This is a genomic window from Paenibacillus sp. FSL K6-1566 (genome assembly GCF_038050475.1).
Classification (GTDB): Bacteria; Bacillota; Bacilli; order Paenibacillales; family Paenibacillaceae; genus Paenibacillus_AQ; species Paenibacillus_AQ lactis.
The window spans coordinates 3,358,314-3,377,212 of the sequence record NZ_JBBOSR010000001.1 but is presented as its reverse complement, the minus strand read 5'-3'; the positions used below and the strand labels follow the sequence as shown (position 1 = coordinate 3,377,212).

General features: G+C 50.7%; 17 protein-coding genes and 1 riboswitch. Of the genes, 3 read left to right on the top strand and 14 right to left on the bottom strand.

Annotated features, from left to right (window positions below; translation table 11 throughout):
• Nucleotides 1-233 precede the first annotated feature (233 nt).
• The 7 genes from NST08_RS14820 to NST08_RS14790 form a co-directional block, all read right to left on the bottom strand.
• Nucleotides 234-2,477, bottom strand: a complete 2,244-nt coding sequence (locus tag NST08_RS14820) for a stalk domain-containing protein (RefSeq protein WP_007128294.1) — start codon at nucleotides 2,475-2,477, stop codon at nucleotides 234-236.
• A 248-nt stretch (nucleotides 2,478-2,725) separates the two neighbouring features.
• Entirely contained in the window at nucleotides 2,726-3,160 is a 435-nt protein-coding gene (locus NST08_RS14815) for a hypothetical protein (RefSeq protein WP_007128295.1), read from the bottom strand.
• Nucleotides 3,161-3,205: 45 nt separating this feature from the next.
• Nucleotides 3,206-3,580 (bottom strand): VOC family protein, encoded by a 375-nt coding sequence (locus NST08_RS14810; protein ID WP_007128296.1) that lies wholly within the window; start codon nucleotides 3,578-3,580, stop codon nucleotides 3,206-3,208.
• A 13-nt stretch (nucleotides 3,581-3,593) separates the two neighbouring features.
• Nucleotides 3,594-4,109: a GNAT family N-acetyltransferase gene (locus NST08_RS14805; RefSeq protein ID WP_040738128.1), complete on the bottom strand. Its 516-nt coding sequence runs from the start codon at nucleotides 4,107-4,109 to the stop codon at nucleotides 3,594-3,596.
• A gap of 103 nt (nucleotides 4,110-4,212) precedes the next feature.
• Entirely contained in the window at nucleotides 4,213-4,941 is a 729-nt protein-coding gene (locus NST08_RS14800) for a class I SAM-dependent methyltransferase (RefSeq protein ID WP_007128298.1), read from the bottom strand.
• 160 nt (nucleotides 4,942-5,101) lie between these two features.
• Nucleotides 5,102-5,377, bottom strand: a complete 276-nt coding sequence (locus NST08_RS14795) for a CD3324 family protein (protein ID WP_007128299.1) — start codon at nucleotides 5,375-5,377, stop codon at nucleotides 5,102-5,104.
• 320 nt (nucleotides 5,378-5,697) lie between these two features.
• On the bottom strand, nucleotides 5,698-6,810 hold the full coding sequence (locus NST08_RS14790) for a threonine aldolase family protein (protein WP_007128300.1): 1,113 nt from the start codon (nucleotides 6,808-6,810) through the stop codon (nucleotides 5,698-5,700).
• Between the two features lie 318 nt (nucleotides 6,811-7,128).
• On the opposite strand from NST08_RS14790, the gene NST08_RS14785 reads away from it, so the two are divergent.
• A complete protein-coding gene (locus NST08_RS14785) occupies nucleotides 7,129-7,323 on the top strand; it encodes a hypothetical protein (protein ID WP_144865832.1) in 195 nt (64 codons plus the stop codon).
• 54 nt (nucleotides 7,324-7,377) lie between these two features.
• Here the strand turns inward: NST08_RS14785 and NST08_RS14780 are convergent, their stop codons facing one another.
• The 4 genes from NST08_RS14780 to NST08_RS14765 form a co-directional block, all read right to left on the bottom strand.
• Nucleotides 7,378-9,156 carry an ABC transporter substrate-binding protein gene (locus tag NST08_RS14780; protein ID WP_007128302.1) on the bottom strand — a complete coding sequence of 593 codons (1,779 nt, stop codon included), beginning with the start codon at nucleotides 9,154-9,156 and terminating at the stop codon, nucleotides 7,378-7,380.
• A gap of 87 nt (nucleotides 9,157-9,243) precedes the next feature.
• Complete coding sequence (locus NST08_RS14775) at nucleotides 9,244-11,301, bottom strand: catalase (protein WP_007128303.1); 2,058 nt, start codon at nucleotides 11,299-11,301, stop codon at nucleotides 9,244-9,246.
• Between the two features lie 333 nt (nucleotides 11,302-11,634).
• Entirely contained in the window at nucleotides 11,635-12,510 is an 876-nt protein-coding gene (locus NST08_RS14770) for an RNA polymerase sigma-70 factor (protein WP_007128304.1), read from the bottom strand.
• A gap of 40 nt (nucleotides 12,511-12,550) precedes the next feature.
• Nucleotides 12,551-13,741 (bottom strand): NAD(P)/FAD-dependent oxidoreductase, encoded by a 1,191-nt coding sequence (locus NST08_RS14765; protein ID WP_007128305.1) that lies wholly within the window; start codon nucleotides 13,739-13,741, stop codon nucleotides 12,551-12,553.
• Nucleotides 13,742-14,058: 317 nt separating this feature from the next.
• Here NST08_RS14765 and NST08_RS14760 point away from each other — a divergent pair, with 317 nt between their 5' ends.
• The gene (locus NST08_RS14760) at nucleotides 14,059-14,610 is read left to right on the top strand and encodes a hypothetical protein (protein WP_007130072.1); all 552 of its coding nucleotides are present in this window, start codon (nucleotides 14,059-14,061) and stop codon (nucleotides 14,608-14,610) included.
• Between the two features lie 93 nt (nucleotides 14,611-14,703).
• On the opposite strand, the gene NST08_RS14755 is transcribed toward NST08_RS14760, so the two are convergent.
• Together NST08_RS14755 and NST08_RS14750 are read right to left on the bottom strand one after the other, a co-directional pair.
• Nucleotides 14,704-15,351, bottom strand: a complete 648-nt coding sequence (locus NST08_RS14755) for a hypothetical protein (protein ID WP_007130073.1) — start codon at nucleotides 15,349-15,351, stop codon at nucleotides 14,704-14,706.
• A complete protein-coding gene (locus tag NST08_RS14750) occupies nucleotides 15,351-16,790 on the bottom strand; it encodes an aminotransferase-like domain-containing protein (RefSeq protein ID WP_007130074.1) in 1,440 nt (479 codons plus the stop codon). The genes NST08_RS14755 and NST08_RS14750 overlap by 1 nt, the downstream gene beginning before the upstream one ends.
• A gap of 108 nt (nucleotides 16,791-16,898) precedes the next feature.
• Between NST08_RS14750 and NST08_RS14745 the strand changes: the two genes are divergently transcribed.
• Nucleotides 16,899-17,816 (top strand): DMT family transporter, encoded by a 918-nt coding sequence (locus NST08_RS14745; RefSeq protein ID WP_210094821.1) that lies wholly within the window; start codon nucleotides 16,899-16,901, stop codon nucleotides 17,814-17,816.
• 143 nt (nucleotides 17,817-17,959) lie between these two features.
• Here NST08_RS14745 and gcvH read toward each other — a convergent pair whose 3' ends face one another.
• Nucleotides 17,960-18,349: a glycine cleavage system protein GcvH gene (gcvH, locus tag NST08_RS14740; RefSeq protein WP_210094820.1), complete on the bottom strand. Its 390-nt coding sequence runs from the start codon at nucleotides 18,347-18,349 to the stop codon at nucleotides 17,960-17,962.
• A gap of 173 nt (nucleotides 18,350-18,522) precedes the next feature.
• Nucleotides 18,523-18,647: riboswitch (glycine riboswitch) on the bottom strand.
• Nucleotides 18,648-18,899 lie beyond the last annotated feature (252 nt).

Sequence of the window (18,899 nt, the reverse complement as noted above, 5' to 3'; positions counted from 1 at the left end):
GGTTCGAATGTCAGTTCCGTCATCAAGAAGTTGTTGCTCGAAGCAGGGTCGGGCACAATCAGAAAGCCTAACGAAGTGCCCAGAAGGATACGCGTAAAATTCAACAGGTACGTGTTGCGCCAGAAGAAGGGATAATTCTCTTTGTTTTTCCTCACTCCTACAAAAAGACCCCACTCTCAAAGCCGAAGCCGTAAGTGTGGAGTCTTCATGAATCTATAGGGGATACCCATTCATTATTGCTTTAATTCCGGCATCTGAGTAAATAACAGATTCACCGGCAGATTGCTGCCTGGGGCCGCGGTCAGAATAATGTCTACCTGCTGTTCATAATCGCCGGTCCGGTACAGAACCGATTGTTCACCAGGGGATACCTGGCCTAACGAGTAGATCGGCGTAATCGTTCCGTTAACCATTGCATAGCCGGAATACTTTCCGCCGCGCGGGTTAAACGAAATCAGCGTATTCGGCGCAACGCGGTCCAGCGTAATTTTGTACAGGACGCCAAAGTTACCCGTATTCGAGGTAGTATCTCCGACCATCGGGTCCGTTCCCTGAAGGTTCGGATCATCCATGTTATCCCCTAGAACCAACCGCTGGGGATCCGCGCCGACAAGCTCGGAATAACGGATGACACGGGTGGAATCCGGATAGGTGCCGCGGTTATGCACACCGTCTCGGTTCAAGATCGGGAGCTCCGGCAGCACCTTCAGCGGGTCGGCTTTCTCGTCGATCATAATGACATCGAATTGAATCGGCAAATCGCTGTACATATCCGAATATAAAGAGATGACATGCCCTTGCTTCATGCGGACTTCGCTAAGCTCGGTCATCACCAGCTTCTGCTCGCCCGGTGCAAGTGTTACCGACATTTGCTTCGAACCATCCTGCATCGATTGGAAGTAATTCAGCACCGATTTCTTCCCTGCCGCTGTGGCGATCGGAGAAGGTCCGGCAAAACCAAGAAAGTCTTGGCGAAGCGTTACCGGCGTGCTGTTTTTGTTTGTTGCCACGACGTACATCTTAACGTTCTTATTCAAGTTGTTCACATGGTGGATCATAAACCGCATATCCCCGGATGCCGTTTCCCGATAAACAATGCCTTCGCTGTTGACGGTCTCCGGGCTGTTGCTGCGGATCAGCGTGCTCGGCTCGTCATAGAACTCGTAATTGATTTTATCTCTGGATGTCACCGAGCCCGTGAAAGTGAATTTCTCGCCTTCCGGAATAAAGAGCTTGTTGAAGTCTTCTTCTACATACAGGGTTTCGTCTGTGATATGAATCGTATGCTCGTAAGTGGAGCTGAGCCCCTTTCTGTCCGTTACGGTCAGCCGGATCGTATGAACTCCCGGAGTAAAGTATGCATACTGCTTGTTTTCCCATTTGTAGGTCAATTGCTCGTTCTTATCTATGTCGTCATAGCTCTGATCGATGATCGTGACCAGCTCACCCATCTTGTATTCGCCCTTATCGGTATCAAACATGGCGACAGGCGGCTGGTTAGGTTGAACGACGGTAATTTTTACGCTGTAAGGATCACTCCAGGTTCCGGTGGAATCCTGAACGGCATAGGTAATGGTGTACTCTCCCGGCGTATCGAATATGTCCTGTCTTCCTTCCCAGCGCTCATTGATGATCTCGCCCTGGGCATTCTCAACCTCTGTTGTGTATGTAACGGTCGTTTGTCCGGCCAAAATCTCTTTCGGGCCCACGGTGAATTTGGCTACCGGCTTGGTCTGCAAATTCATGATTACACGCTTGCCCGCGTTATCAACGGAATAAGGAATCTCTAACGCCTGCGTGATGGCAGTCAGTGGAACCATAAAGGTGCCGTTTGTCTGATAGGAAGTGCCCTTCATGTTCTTGGATACGCCGTTCACGGTGTATTTGCTGCTGTTTGTTTTGAATCGGAGCTCGTTGCTGCCTTTTGTAATTACCGTCTCCTTCGTTTTCTTGTCGTAAGAGACCTTGAAGCCGACCCGATCTACAAGAGCACGAATGGGAACGTAGGATATGCCCTTCTTCACTTGCATCGGCTGAGGCGCATTGTAGGTCACGCCGTCTTGAATCATCTTGGTGCTGTTGAAATAAAGAATAAGTTCTTTGCCGCCAGCGCTTATCTGGTTATTTGGATTATTTGGGTTATTTGGATCATTCTGATTATCCTGGGCTTCTCCAGGAACGGTTGGCTCTTGTTCGCCGCCCGTGCCTCCTGCTGCCGGATCGGTCGTACCATCTTGCTCTTCAGTAACTTCCCCTGTTACTGTCTCTGTCGAAGCAGCGTCCGTTTGAGAAGTTTGAGAAGTTTGCGAGGTCCCCTTCGTTTCGGCGCTCTTGTTCGTTGCTGTCTGTTCGTACACTTCTTGGGTCACTGTTCCCGACTTGTCGTCCGGGACACTTGCATCCGCACTCGCCGGATATGCCGCAGCAAGTTGAGCTACAGCGAGCACAGCAAGCAGTGATCGTTTCTTCAGTTTCATTCCTAAGCTCCTTCTAATCCTATTTTGTTTATAATGAAAGATGTCCATACTATTAGACGCAAATATTGGTAAAAAAGTTTCTCTCATTCCTCAATTATTCTGATAGAAATTAAAAACAAGTTCTATAAGGTGCCTGTCCTCATGGTTCCAAGGTATCGTTGATCCCAGTTTTAAGCGCAAAAAAGGCTGCCGGCGAGAATACGCTGGCAGCCTGCATACATGACTGATTTATCAAAACTAAGAGAATTTCATCGATAGGATATTCTGCCAATTTTCACTAAAAGCACGGCGTTGATCGAACCGGCCGCCATTAGCATCAGGTGGATCAGAATCGCCCATAGCGCCTCCCCGTTCGCAACAACAGTCAAAACCCCAAACCACAGGAACAACGGAGGCAGCTGGATAATGCTTAAGCATAGCGTCAGGAAGAGGGCTATATTTTCGGGAGCGTCTCCCTCGCGAATACGGGCCATGTTAAGTGCTGTGCCTGCCAGCCCGATGCCAATAACAATGGAAACCCCTGCCCAGAAGGACGTTACCGCCGTTTCAGAACCGACCTCGGGTCCAAGAAACGAAAAGCTGATCCAGCTCGAGCTTAGATACATAATTCCGGCCGTTATGGATAAAAAAGCAGACAAAAAAACCATTCCAATCACGCTTCGATTGATCCATATTTGCTTCATCGCGGCATCATCTCCTGAAAAATCCGTTCCCTATTGATAGATGAGTTACTGCTTGTTGCCAACAGCGATCCAACGCCCATCGATATCCTCAAACACAAATTCATGATTGTTGTAGTCCGTGACGTCTAAAGGCCTCACGATCTTTACGCCGGCTCGCGACAGCTCTTCCTCCATTTCCTTCTGGTTGAAGCTGATCAGATAAGCGTCATAACCAGATCCGTAACGGAGCCGATTCGGCACAACCTCCTGATCCGTCATCGTCAGAACGATCTCCACCGAATCCCTATACAGACAGATATGAGGCTCTGCAGCATCCATATAGGGCACGGCCCGAAACCCGATGTTTTCGTAAAAACGGGCAGTTTCCCCAATATTATCGGTTGGGAATATTTGCAGGCAATGCGAAAAACCCTTATTCATTCGTATCCCTCTCTCAAATGATTCCCAGTTCCTTCACGAGATACAACACCAAGTCGTCGTCGGCACGAACCATCTCTCCGGGGACCACCGGGACATTGTGGTACATGATGCCGTGTCCATCCGGTATGTAGCCTCTACGGCAGTATATCCGCTGCGCGGCTCCGTAATCCTTGTACAGCCCTACACCGATACCGATGCGATGCGTCGTTTCACGGGCAATATGCTCAAACTCTTCGATGATCCGATTGGCGATGCCTTGCCTCTGGTATTCCGGAAATACGTTCAAATCGTTAATCTCCGGAATCCCATTTTCGCGAAAGAACGGATAATCCGAATCATATTTCAAATGGGAAACGCCGGCCAGCTCTCCGTCCGCATACGCCAGCAGCGTAACGCGCTTTCCGGTCCGGTTCTCCAGATCGCAACGATCGTAATACGCTTCCGGACGATGAATTTGATGCTGCGCGAAGGCTTGCTGCCAGGCAATTTTGAGCTCCATGCCTTCCAATCTCTTCACAGTGATCTCCATTCAGGTCATGACCCCACTTTCTCACTTTCTCACGCTAGGTATAATCACTATAATAACCGCTTTCCTTATGCTGGTAAATGACCTCGCAGCCAGCTTATACTGCTTATCGCGTTCCCGATATCAACAGAAACATCGGCCGATGACTCTCCTCCTCCCATTCCGGATGAACGGCTAGCTGTTCATCCGCTGGCCCCCAATCCTCCACGTGGGTAATCGTAAACCCAACCCGGATCAAAAGATTCAGGTACGTTCCGATCGTCCGATGCTGCTTGATTACGCCTTCGGCCAACCAATTCGTGGTTCGAGGTCCCTCGAATTGATAATGATCGACCGGCCATGTCTTGAAGCCATTCGGATGAGGGATCCATCCAGCCCCCTGCGATGCCGTGTAAATCGGATGTTCGATCGAGCATACCAAACGTCCGCCGGCCTTAAGCGAATCATACGCCTGCTTCAACAGCCGCTCTATATCCTCGATATAATGAAAGGCAAGCGAGCTGTAGACCAGATCATATCTCTCCCGTTCCAGCTCGATCGTCTCCAGGTCTGCCCGAAGGTATGAAATTTGAGGGTCCTTCGTTTCATCCTTGGCCCTTGCAAGCATCTTAGCAGACACGTCGATGCCTACGACGCTTATGGCACCATGCTCCTTAGCCCAGCGGCAGAACCAGCCGAAGCCGCAGCCTAAATCAAGCACATCGATCCCCTTCATGTCGGGCAGCAGCGATTGAAGCGCCGCCCATTCCGGGGCACCGCCTAGTCCGTGGATGGAACGATTCAATTGACTGTAGCCTTGAAAGAAATCCTCGTGATCATAAATATTTTGAGTCATAAAGGTCACTCACTCCCCGTTTCCTTCCGTGTTCTTCTAAACTTATCGCGATTTGCGATGCAACTCAAGTTCAAGAATAATTATGACGCAAAGGGGATCACCGCATAAAAAAAGCGATATTTGAAGGATCCCCATGGACCGCGTCAAATATCGCCTCTCATCATGGTTTCGGCTTTTGTTGCCGGATGATCCGCCGGATGGATTGCTCCGTAAGATAATGCCGCTGCGACAGCTGACGAATGGATTCGCCTCGGCAGTACCTCTCGTAGATCTCGCGGTTCCTACGGGTTATTTCCGCTTTGGCCCCCGTCCGCTCTCCCCAGCTTGTGCGGCGGCCGGCCTTTCTGGGGATATAGATATAACCGCCGTCTATATATTGTTGAATAACCTTAATTACGTCGTCAGGTAAAAGATGCTGTGCATTTTCATATTTCATATTTGCCGCTCCTATCTACAAGAAAAATGAACAGGATTTTGCCAAATCCTCATGTAAATAGCGAGCAAAGCATGCACAAGACATTTACGCCTTAACTGGAAGCAGGCTCCGAACAAACCCCTTTGTCCGTATTCTCCATGCTGTGCTGCTTTGCCCGGAGCCTGATTTAACCGTTTGTACGGTGGTGCTTCTTTGAAAAGCCATGTGTTATTCACCTCGCATTTATGAAAATACGTAAGCCAGTTTTGCACTGCTATTATTTTACCAGCATGAACGCCGTCGATAAATCATAACCGGAAAATCAATCCCCTTGCACGCTCCTATTCAGTTTCAGCGATTTCAGCGTGCTTTATTTTCTCATCAAGCAGCCGGAAAGCTTCCTTCAGCTCTTCTTTCGGCACCCGGCTATAGCGGTCCCCGATATGCACCTCGGTGGAACAGCTCTGATCGCCTGTTTCACGCAAATAACTGATGAGCCCAACCCCAGTTTCGGTAAGCACATCGACCAAAAGCGGCTCCAGCTGCTCCATACTCATCTTAAAATGGACATGAAACATGTTCGATACCGGAATTTCGGGCCGAGTCTGAATCCCTTGGCACTGGTTGAACAGCATGGCCAGTTCCTTAGCCTCCTCATAATATTGCTTCATGCGGCCGATTCTCAGCTTATAATAAAAATCCGAGCTAATGATATACGGATACAAGCTGACCAGGTCACCACCATGCCGCCGTTTCCATATTTTCGATTTGGCCGTGAACTCCGCATTTCCCGCAAGAATCGCCCCGGCAATCCCGCCGATGCCTTTGTAGAACGAAACATATACACTGTCAAAAAGAGCGCAAATTTCAGCAGCGGATTTTCCGTAGTACGGCGTAATTTCAAACAGTCTTGCTCCATCCAAATGCAGCTTGATTCCGTTCGCACGGCAATATGCCGAAATCGCCTCCAGCTCCCCGTAATCAGGCAGCTGTCCGCCGATCTCCCGCTGCGGCAATTCCAACAGCAGACATGATATCCGCTCATCCAGATGCTGAACATCTTCAAGCGTAATCAATCGGTCTTTATCCGCCAGAAGGATCGGTTCAATATGATGGAGCTCCTTAAGACCGTCCTCTTCATGGATCTCCAGATGACACAGAGGATGGTAAGCCACCCGCTTTAATCCGGCTTCATCACACCAAATCCGGAGGGCAATCTGCTGCGCCATCGTCCCGCTCGGGAAGAACACGGCCGACTCCTTGCCAAGCACATCAGCCATCCGACTCTGGAAGTCTTCAATAACCGATCCGCTGCCGTACATATCTGCCGTTTGTCCACCATCGACATCCTTGAATGCCTCCAGCAGAACTTCGGCTGTCCGGGCGCTGTGTCCGATTAACGGATACACCGTTTTGCTATATGTTTCATTTAGCGATTTCTTAAGATGCTCCATATGTAGGGGTCTCCCTTCGGGGTTCGATGCAACGTTTCGCACATCGTCCGTTTATTCCTTGCCTGTTCTTTAGCATACTAGATAATTGGTCTGCGGAATATGCCTTTCCCTAAAAATGAGACGCAAGAAAGGAAAGCCTTGACAACGATGTCGCCATGATGCTGGCGTCAGAAACAGCCGCGTGTGCGAAAAGGGGAAATCCGCTTGACCAGGTTTACACTTTTTACGGATAACGGCGGCCTCCATAATGTACGTAACAAGACATTCCACGTTCATTCATTCAGACGTAATCCAGAATGTCTGACAGGAGGCAAAGTGATGTACGACGGCTACACGCTAGAGAAGCTGCAGGAGTATCGGCAATCGGAATGGGAACGGCTTGAACGCAGAGGCTTATATGTACAGCCTGATCCTTTGGAAAAACATATGCAGGCGGGCAAACGAAGCCTTCTTCATAATCTTTTCGGCTTCTTTCGACAGCGGCAGTCTCGCTCAAGCCAAAAGCTCCTCTAACGCGAAACAGAGCAGGCGCGGTTATTATCGCATCTGCTCTGTTATTTTTTCTCGTCATACCCGCCAGATTTGCTTGAAATCAAGCCAGCCTAGCCGGTTAATGACGATCCCCTTATAGGAAGCATTCAAATGGGCATAGAACTTCGTATGTGCAAGGAACAAAATTTGCGCTTCGCCGCGCAGCCGATCTTCGATTTTCTTTAATTGGCCGAATCTATCCTTAGAATCCGGGCTCGCTAACGCGCCATCGATGCACTCCATGACCCATTCCCTAAGCCCCGGATCCATGAGCTCTTTCACAAAGCTGCTGTCCTGCTCGTAGTTCTCGACCAGACAGACTTCTTCGCCGGGCAGCACCAGCGCATGCACAATGCAATCCATCTCTTTCATCACATCCGGACGGAGAATCGTATCCATCCTCTCTTCGCGGATGATGACCGGTATTCCGATATCGGCGCAGCGTTCCTTGATCCATGCTGCGTCCTTGGCATGATTGGCGATGGTGCCCATGATGATTGGTGTTCCATCATAGCCTGACTGTTCCAGCAAGGATTGCGCAAGCCCCAGGTCGTACTGCTCCTGGTATTCAAGTGTCCTCTTATCCCGGATAAAGCTTCTGGCCGGAAACAGACGGTGTTCTCCGAGCTCCCGGACCATACCTTGGCGATCAAGGACCAGATCCACGGCACGCCGGAACAATACGCATTGATGGGGGCCTGGTTTCGTCATATTCCATGTCATCATGCTCGTGCATCCTTCGGAGGACTCAATGGTCACCACCTCGTCGTTTCCGTTATCGGCTTGCCTTACGTCCGGATCTTGAAGCAGATTCTCCCAGCTGACCTCATAATGGATGGCATGCTCAGGCATGATGACGATGTGCACGGTGTCCAAATGCGGACGACCTTGATAGTAATGCGGATTGGCGTGAAAGACCAATCGCTCTTCGCTCCATGTCTCGAGGATGAATGGCCCTGTGCCCATCGGGCGGGCCCAATACGAAGCTTCGTCCGGCTCGGCAAGGTGCTTAGGAATAATGGACATACAGATCGCGCTCAGGAACCGGATAAAGATCCGATTCGGTTTGTTCAACATAAATCTTACAATGCGGGGAGTGACGACATCGACCCGATTCAGCTCGCGAACGATCCAGCCGTTGCGTTTTCCGCGGCGAAGCCGTTCGACCGTATATTTGACATCATCTGCGGTCAATTCGGTGCCGTCATGAAACACAATCCCTTTTCGCAGATGGAAGGTCCATTCCGTTCCGTCATCATTGCTCTCCCAGTAGTGGGCGATGGCCGGCAGATAGCGGCCGGTTTCGTTATCGTAGTTCACCAGTCTGTCGAAGATTTGCTCAATCATGAGGGACTGAACACTGTATACGCAATCGGCCGGATCCAGCGACTCAATGGTCCGGTAGATTGGAAGACGTAAGGAATCCTTTGACTGTTCGCCTTCCTGCTCTTTGCAAAATCCGAAATGACCGTTCATCCATTCCACAAACGACTCATTTGTGCGAATATCGTTTCCATACGTCCGGAGCAGCTCAAACGCCCGCTTATACTCCCCCTTCTCCGCCCATTGCCGCGCCGATTCCTGCAGAAGCTGTTCCCGATTGGCCAGAAACGTCAGTACGGAACGGTTCCCCCGTCCTCGACCTGCCCTCCAGGTTATCCACGCTTTCTCTTGCATTTTGCGCAGGACAAGCTTCGCATTGCGTTCCGTGCAAAACAAGGTGGCCGCGATCACTTCAAGCGTCACTTTCGTCGAAGTGCCCTCCGCCCCTTCAGCCAGCTTCCGATGCAGCATCAAATATTGTTCGCTGAGCAAGGCACCTCACTCCCCCGTAATCCGATATATACCTTGTATTCTACAGGGTGTTCCGGGTTCGCGCGATACCTAATCATCGCTTAAGTTCTAAACGATTCTTGACCAATGCCGGTGAGCTGCAATGGCTTCAATGAAACTGTGCCCGAATGATTTCAGGTCGTCGCCCTCGCGGGCTGTAACGATGCCTTCGCCGCTGGCCGAAGGCAGTAAATTGACGCCCTCGTCGATCGCTGCAATCGGCTTGTAATGCTGATAGGCCTCTCTCACGAAGTCAAGAACCTTCGGCTCGCTCAGAAGCTCGGATACGCTGAGTGTCCCGCCCGAAACGAGCACCGCATCGAATAAGACCGAATCGGCTCCGAGCAGGGAGTGCTTCACTTCAAGCTCGCCGCTGGTTTTGCCGCGAATCATGCCGAGCTTGGCGCTCACGATTTCCGTTATGACGCCTGCCTGCTGCAGCTGGGTGAGCACGAACGGCAGCTCGTCCGAATATCCGTTGCCGGCAAGTACTGCAACTTTACGGGTAAGCGGCAGCTTCACGGTATTCATCATGCTCAAAGCGGGCGAGGCCAAGCTGGAAGCGGAACCGCTCTTCTGCGGCGGAATCGTGCCGATGCCTTCCGATATGCGAGTGGCTAGCTCGCTGTCCACGTTCGCGAACACGTCTACAACCTGCTGACGAATTTCTTTCCGCTGCACCTTGCCGAGCTCGAACTGGAACGCGGAGACGATATGCTGCTTCTCGACTTCGGACATGCTGTTCCAGAACATGGACGCCTGGCTGAAATGATCCTTGAAGCTGTCGCTTCGCTCTCTTACCTTCCGTCCCTCTACCTTCTCGGTATAATGTTCATAACCGCCCTGCTCTCCGGGCACCGGTGCCGGCGTATTGCCGGCGATTCCGTTCTTATGATAGCTGACAGGCCCTTTATTTATCGTCATGCGATGCATGCCGTCACGCTGGTTATTGTGGACCGGCGCAACCGGGCGATTGATCGGTATCTCGTGAAAGTTCGGTCCGCCGAGACGGGACAGCTGCGTATCCGTATAGGAGAACAGCCGGCCTTGCAGCAGCGGGTCGTTGGTGAAATCAATCCCCGGCACGACATGTCCGGGATGGAAGGCGATTTGCTCGGTCTCGGCGAAGAAGTTATCGGTATTGCGGTTCAGCGTCATTTTTCCGATAAGCCGCACCGGGACGAGCTCCTCCGGCCATATTTTCGTAGGATCCAGAATGTCGAAGTCAAAACGGAATTCATCTTCCTCCGGAATCATCTGCACGCCAAGCTCATACTCCGGAAAGTTCCCCGATTCGATCGCTTCCCACAGATCGCGGCGGTTGAAATCCGGATCCTTACCCGCAATCTTCTGCGTTTCATCCCAAACTAAGGAATGGGTGCCAAGCACCGGCTTCCAGTGGAATTTCACAAAATGGGCTCTGCCTTCCTCATTCACAAACCGGAATGTATGTACACCGAAGCCCTCCATCATCCGAAAGCTTCTCGGCAGCGCCCGGTCGGACATTGCCCACATCACCATATGCACGCTCTCGGTATTATTGGCCACGAAATCCCAAAAAGTATCGTGCGCGGACTGGGCCTGCGGAATTTCGTTGTGCGGCTCCGGCTTCACGGCATGAACGAAATCGGGAAACTTCATTGCATCCTGAATGAAGAACACCGGCATGTTGTTGCCGACAAGATCGTAATTGCCTTCCTCCGTGTAAAACTTGGTCGCAAAGCCCCTTACATCCCTGACCGTGTCCGCTGAGCCTCTGGACCCCGCAACCGTGGAGAAACGGACGAACACCGGCGTAACCGTTGATGGGTCCTGCAGAAACTTCGCCCGGGTAAACGCCCTCATGGATTCGTACACCTGGAAAAAGCCGTGAGCTCCGAAGCCCCGGGCGTGGACGATACGTTCAGGAATCCTTTCATGGTCAAAATGGGTCATCTTCTCCCGGAAGTGGAAATCCTCCATAAGGGTCGGCCCGCGAACCCCCGCTTTCAGCGAATGCTCGTCCTCGGATACCCGAAGCCCTTGGTTGGTGGTCAAGCCTTTGCCATCATTATCCACCGTAAATTGAGCCAGCTGCTGGTCCTTGATCGTCTTCTTGCTGCTGTTGTTCGAATTGGAATCCTTCATGCGTCTCGAACCTCCTGGTTTATAGTTGGTACGAATATCTGCCACTATTAAACATGGGTGCGTCAACTAGGTAGCAGAATAACTAGGCATCCGAGAACTATTACCCTGCAATATGGAAAGCGAATCCAGATTCACCCTTCCTTCATGAAACGCTCATTCGATAGCTTTAAGGAAACATCCAGCACGAACCCGATAAAAATGGGTCCTTATCAAGTAAAAAAGAACGGATTCATTTATATAGAACCATTTGGTATAAGGAGCGCCAAATAAAAAACAGCCTCTCCCATCAGAGACAGGCTGCTTATGTTAACCCCTATTGTAGCGGCGGGTTGATTATAACTTCGGTGGAATCAGTCCTTGAAGCTTATCCGGATTTCGCACAATATAGATTTCTTGAATCAATCCATCCTTCACATTCACAAAAACAACTCCGGTTATGACCCCTTGATGATAGAACACGACGCCGGTTTGACCATTCAGCTCATTGATCTCGATTAACAGCGAATCGCCATCTTCCAGCTGTGCATTGTGAAGAATCCCCAGCAGGAAGCGGGCGACCTTCTCTCTCGATTCGACCGGTCGAGCAGCGGCGATGACCTTGCCTCCGCCATCCGAGATGAGAACAGCATCTTCCGCAAGCAAGCTTAGTACATGCTCGGCATTCCCGGCCGATAATGCCGCAAAGAAGCCATTCACCCACTCCTCCGCCACAGTTCCCACGCCGATCAGATCATCCTCCGTGATCCCCATCTTGCCACGGGCTCTGCTCATCAGCTTGCGGCAATTCGTTTCACTCTTCTCCACAAGCTCCGCAATTTCAGTGTAGTCGAAGCCTAGCGCCTCCCGAAGAACGAAAACGGCACGTTCAGCGGGCGAGAGCCGTTCCAGCAGAACGAGCATGGCATAGGACAGCAGATCTTGATTCTCAACCGCCTCATAGCTGTCGCCGAACGCACTCGGAACCGGCTCGGGAAGCCACGGACCGAAGTATTCCTCCCGTCGCTGCCTAGCCGATTTCAGATGATCGAGACAGCGGTTCGTTACCATTTTGCACAAATAGGCCTTCGGTTCCTTAATCTGATCCATCGGCAGGCTCTGGACCTTGACGAACACATCTTGAACAGCGTCCTCCGCGTCGGAGACGGTGCCTGTCATTTGGTATGCGAGGTGAAACAACAGGTTTCTATATTGCTTATACAGCTCTCCCACGGGTATCCTCATTCCTTTAGATTGTTATAGTCGCTGTCGGTTAACGAACCATGCTGGCATGATTCCACATGAACGTCTTCACTTTGTAAGCGAGCTTGCCGGTGATCATGATATCGATTCCCCAGCTCCGGCTCCATACCAATCCGTGACCGGGGCCGAGCCCGACCGTGTAGCCTTGCGAAACGCCGCGATGCCTCTCGGCGTTTGCGCCCTGCCCGGATAAATCAGCCTTGATGATTCTGCCTAACCGGGTTGCCTGTGGAATGGCCTCCTTGCATGTCATCCGATCTGCTTCGCCGGTAACGGGATCTACGATATGGGCACAATCGCCAATACTGTACACGCCGGGTGCCCCCTGAACACGGTAGCTTTCATCCACGATGATTCGGCCGTCCCCGGTCAGGGGAAGCCCCAGGCTGCGAGCGATTGGATTCGGAGCAAGCCCAAGCGTCCACACGGTAAATCCGACCGGCAGCGAATCCCCGTCAGATAACCGCAAGCGGCCCTGTTCCTCACTCATCGCTCTTGTCCGGTGATGAAGCATAATCCCTAGGTTTTGCAAATAGCGCTCTAGCCGATGACCCACCTTTGCTGGTCCCTCCATAAACAGTCGTTCCTGGGTATTCAGCAAATGGACGCGGATGTTGTGAGGATCGAGCCGAAGTGCCGCAGCTTCCTTTCTCATGGCGAACGCCAGCTCCGCCGAGGTCTCAATTCCGGTGATTCCGGCTCCCGCTACCGCTGCACTCATCAGACGAAGCTTCTCTGCTCCATCCGCCATCGTGGCGGCAAGCTTCAGGTTGGCCATCCATTGCTCCCGGATGCGCGCTGCTGCATTCGGTCCGGTCAGCGCATATCCTCCTTGCTCCGGATTCGGCATCCGGACAATGCTGCCAACGGATACGACGAGGACATCATAATCGAGTGAATGGCTGATCCCCGCCCGATCCTGATAACGAAGCGATTTATGGTCTTTATCGATGCCCGTCACGGCTCCTTGCAATACCTCCGTTCCCTCAGGGACGATCCGCTCCCACGGCACGTGTATCGGCTCCCCGGTAGCTGCCGGACGGAACAGCAGCACCTTGCGGACATGCGCAGGCGCTTTATCCAGCAAAATGAGTCGGAGCTTCCCTCCGTTTGATAGTTCCGCATGGGCTTTGTGAATCGCTTTGAGTGCGTGAATGCCGGCAAAGCCGCCGCCTACAACGATACAAGTCAGATTTTTCATATACCCCATCTCCCTTATCAGCGCGTATTTGCATATGTAACGAGGAGGGAGCGATTTTTGTGACACCGCTTCGGAACAATCGATGGGACATTTCGGCTACCAAGGTTTAAAATCTATTATATTTCAAAGACCATATACTGGTAGTAATTGTGTATAGAAAAAACCTCGTTCAATGTGATACCCTTACATCTGTTGTTTTTAAGAGAGGAATCCTGAACGAAAAAATTCCGCACTGATTAAACAATGAAGAGTATCATCAAGAAGTAATGACTCTTTGACTATAAATAAAGAGTTCAAAAGAAGGAGACCATTTGTAATTGAAGGAGCGCATGTTAGCTTATCGAAGAAAAAAACATTCTAAAATCATCATAATTGTTGCCGTATTCATTATCTTTTTATCTATCGTCCTTCTGATCATCAACAGTAATGCTAAAAAAAGAATCGAAGTGACGTCGAGTTATTATGCCAGTTTCGTATCGAGTGTACAAACGTTAGATAAGATGCTTGCTCAAACTTCTGGCGCTAAAGCAGATGAGATTGCTATTAAGATGTTAGACGTGTATACAACCGTTATTTTTGTGAACGATCGACTTGATTTGTTAGAGGATAACGCTCATAGTTTTTTGGGATTAGAAGTTCTTAAGAACGATTTTTCCGCATTTAAATATACTTTTGCATCCATTGTAAGAAGCTGCATTGAAGATAGAGACGGATTGGAATCAGAAATACATTTGAAAGTGGCGAAACATATCCATTTATTCTCTATTAATTTACCGAGAAATTACGAGAATTCTAATGATTTTTACAACCAGTTTCGTATAGCAGCAGAGCATATTAAGCCGTTACCTAACATTCCATTCGAAAAATAATCCTACCATCTGCCAAGCGAACTTCACTGTATTTTACTACAAACTTAGAAGATAAACTGTCCTTGAAAAGCGGTGGGTCTGCTTTCTTTATCATCATCTTACTTGCGCCCGGGCTTGTTTCAGGAACTTGATCGTTTTCTCGGAATCCCATACTTGATTGTTGTTCATACCGCCCAATATAGCGCTTTTTTCTGCAGGTATGTCCGGAACATTTACTTCTTTCCCGTTGATATGGGCCACAAGAAACCTGACGTTACCGTCTTTAATTAATGCCGGACTCGTGGTTTCGTGATTTACAGAAAGAGAGCCCTTCATGATGTCCAGTGATTTATCCAGTCTCGAAGCATCCCCCCCAGCCATTACCACCCTGAAGCCGGCATTATGCCTCTCGATGCTTAGAAATGATTTTCCAGCACCACCAGAGTATACAATAAATTCATATTGGCCTGTCGGCTTGGAGAGATCCATTAAACTGTCAGTTACACGGTCGAACTTGTTGGCATCAAAAAAATGAACTTCAAATCCAGGCCCAAGCGTTACGGAATTGACCTCTTCTTCATTTTTATAACCATAGCCGGCCGGATCCTCCAGGATCAATCTCCTAAATTCCTCAAGTCCGGCACCTTCTGCATAGTGCTGGATGTCTTCTGGAATACCGGCAACGTCATTATCTGTTGACCACAATCCGAAGCAAATGACTGCACTTAGAAGGGCAAGTACAACATATTTTAAATGCCTCATCACATAACCTCCCGATGAGCAGCGGCGATTAAACGTCCCACTCCTTCCTCCATCCGGTCCTCGGGGATAAACGAATAGCTAAGCCGAATCCACGAGTCCATAGCATCAAGCGGGTCGCAGATGCGGCCGGGCACAAAGGCCACGGACGCTTGCAGGCACCGCTGCAGCAGTGCATCCGCCGATAACGGCTCGGGCAGCTGCACCCACAGATTCAAGCCCCCGCCCGGACTATTCCATTTCCAGCCGGTCGGAGCAAGCAGCGCCTCCATTTTCTCCTTGCGCAGCTCCAGCGCCGTGCGCAGCTTCGCCACATGATTCTGAAGACGGCTGGAGAAGAAGTACTGCTGAAATATTTTTTGTGTCAATAGCGGCGTGCCGTTATCGGACAGCGCTTTGACGGGAACGATCGCCTGCATCATTTCGGGACGTGCGGCAAGCACGGAGATCCGGAGCCCCGGTGCAACATATTTGCTAAAACTGCGAATGTGGATGACGTAGCCTTCGGTATCATAGTAGAACATCGGCGCCGGCGGCATCGCGCCGAAATACATATCATGGTACACCTCGTCCTCCACCAGAATACACGCATATCGCTCGGCCATCTCGACCAACTGCTTCCGCTGAGGCACGGGGACCGTGTAACCCGTAGGGTTCTGGAAGGTAGGGTTCATATAGAACAACGAAGGCTTCTCATCCCGCATAAGCTGGTCGAGCCGGTCAAGGTCATAGCCCATTGGCGTAATCTCAACTGGAACGATCTTCACGTTTTGCTGGACGAACACATCAATCGCCGGACTGTACGTCGGCCGTTCGATCAAGATGGTGTCCCCGCTTTTCACGAATGCACGGGATATCAAGTCTATCGCTTGCTGCGAGCCCGTCGTGATCATCAGCTCCTCGGGATGCAGCGATATGCCTTGCTTTTGCATGAAATACTGCGTTAATTCTTCGCGCAGCTCCGGATCTCCCTTCACCGAGGAATAAGTGCTCAAAACTCTCGGGTACTTATCAAACACTTGCTTCACATGGTTTGACAAAAAGGCGTTCGGCAGCAGATTGGGATTGATCAGCGCCTCCGACATTTGATATTCCACCGGGATGCGATGGATGTCCGACAACCGGCTGCGATGGATATACTGCGATTTGGCACGATATGTCCATGCTTGTTCCTTACGATTGATTCCTGCCGGTCCTTGGCTTGCCGGCGCCACGAAATAACCGGATTTGTACTTGGATACAACAACGCCCTCATCCTGCAGCCGTTGATACGCCTTCAGGACCGTCAATCGGTGCACTTGTATTTCCTCGGCCAACTGCCGGACAGACGGGAGCCGCTCATGCTCCCCCCACTTTCCGGATTGAATCCCCTGAATGATGACGTCATAAACCGACTGATGAAGCGTCCGCTTTCCTGATCCTGCTTCCCAGGACGATTGCACCTGCACCCTCTCCTTCTCCGATCGCAATGTAGTTTGGCAATCTGTTCTATTCCTTGCCGATCTGTTCTATTAGCTTCCTATTATAGTATACAAAAAGGAGGAGGAACCATGATTATTTTCAACTATTTGCTGATGTGCGCCATATTCAGCACAACATTTCTCGTCATCAAGATCGGCGTCGAGGCCGGACTTCCGCCGTTCTTCTCGGCGGGGTTACGATTTTTACTCGCAGGTGCGCTCCTCTTCCTCTGGATGCATTGGAAGCGTAAAGCCAGTCTGCGCCTGCTCCTGCGCAAGGAATTCATCCTGATCGGGATGACCAGCACGTTTACGACCTTCGCCACGCTGTACTGGGCGGAGCAGCATGTCGATTCAGGGCTCGCCGCTATTTTGTCCGCCACGGGACCGATGATGATCCTGATCATCCAAGCCGTATTCTTGGGAAAACGAAGCAGCCGCAGCGACTACATAGGCTGTATCATCGGCTTCATGGGTGTCTGTCTGCTTATCATGCCGAAGCTGGTGCTGGAGCATGAAGGCGTATGGATCTTCAGCTGCATCCTGATTCTTATCGGCGAAGCCGCATACGCTGTCGGCAGCCTGGCAACGCGCAAGCTGACCTTTGATCTGTCTGAGGTCTCGCCGATCACCCTAAATGCAGTGCAGATGCTGTACGGAGGGGCCGCATTGCTCCTGTTATCGTTGTTCACGGAGCAAGTGACGATGGAGCAGCTGCAATCCTGGCCGGCTGCCGGTTCGATCTTGTACTTGATGGCCGTCGGCTCCATGCTCGCGCACAGCCTGTATGCCTGGCTGCTAAAAGCAACGAATGCTTACTTTCCATCGACGTGGCTCTTCATATCCCCGATGGTCGCATTGGGGCTCGGGGCACTGTTGTACGGAGAACACGTAACGAGCTTCTCCATTCTGGGCAGTATTCTGGTTCTGTTCGGGATTATCCTGATGCAGTGGCGGGGCATCCGCTCCCGCCTGCAGACACGTAAACACGGAACGTCATCGGTATAGGATGAGGGTGTGAAGGCGGCAACTCCACATTTGCGTGAAAAAAAAACAGCTGCGTCGCTCGTAAGTCTTGTTACGAACGCGCAGCTGTTTTTTTGAATGTCCTGTCCACCATCTATATGGACCCTTAGCTTGCATCACTTCATTTAATCGACCTTCGCACGATACGCATCAGCGCTCAGCAGCTTCCCAAGCGCTTCCTCCACATCGCCGTCCACCTCAACCTCGACGAGCCAACCGCCTTCATATGGTTCGCCGTTCACCAGCTCCGGCTGATCCTCAAGCGTTTCGTTGATCTTCGTAATTTTGCCGGAAACCGGACAATACAGCTCCGATACAGTTTTAACCGACTCAATTGTGCCGATGCTGCCCCCTGCGCTCACGATCGTACCCGGCTCAGGCAGTTCTACGAATACGATATCGCCAAGCTGGCACTGCGCATGATCGGAAATGCCGACGCGCACTACATTGCCGTCTACCTTCAAAGCCCATTCATGATCGTCGCTGTACACCAAGTTCTCTCTGATTTCGCTCATTACGGATACACCCTTTACTTTTGGATTCATAATGAAGTGAATATATAAAAAAAAGGGACGAAAAAAAAGGCCTTCGCCTTCTCTCTGTCCTCGGTACCTGAGAGTTTATGACGGACTGTCAGATTGATTGTCCCGTCTTTCCCCTTGGGTGGCTTGCGCACTCTCCAGAGCTGCGTCAGATGGCGGTACTTTTACCTGAGAGATTATTCGTTAGCCCGGCGGGGTTAACGGGTTGCTCCTTCGGTGCCGCTTAAGGCTGCTTACGCCTGATCTTGCGGTCTCTCCCATCCATCGTCATCCGCTTATTCAGTTGGATGATTCTCCCACAGAATAAATCAGGGCTTATCGTTGTGTCAAGATATCTGACAGAATTTTATTATACTCACGATGATGCAAAATTGAATTCAGCTGCCACCGGAACCATATAGACGAACTAACTTGTTCCCTCTATATGTTGCAAATTTAGAGTTTCCCTTGGGATTATTGCAAAATCCTCCAAATTTCGCATTCAAAACTTAATTTAATGGTTGACACATTATGGAGAATGCCG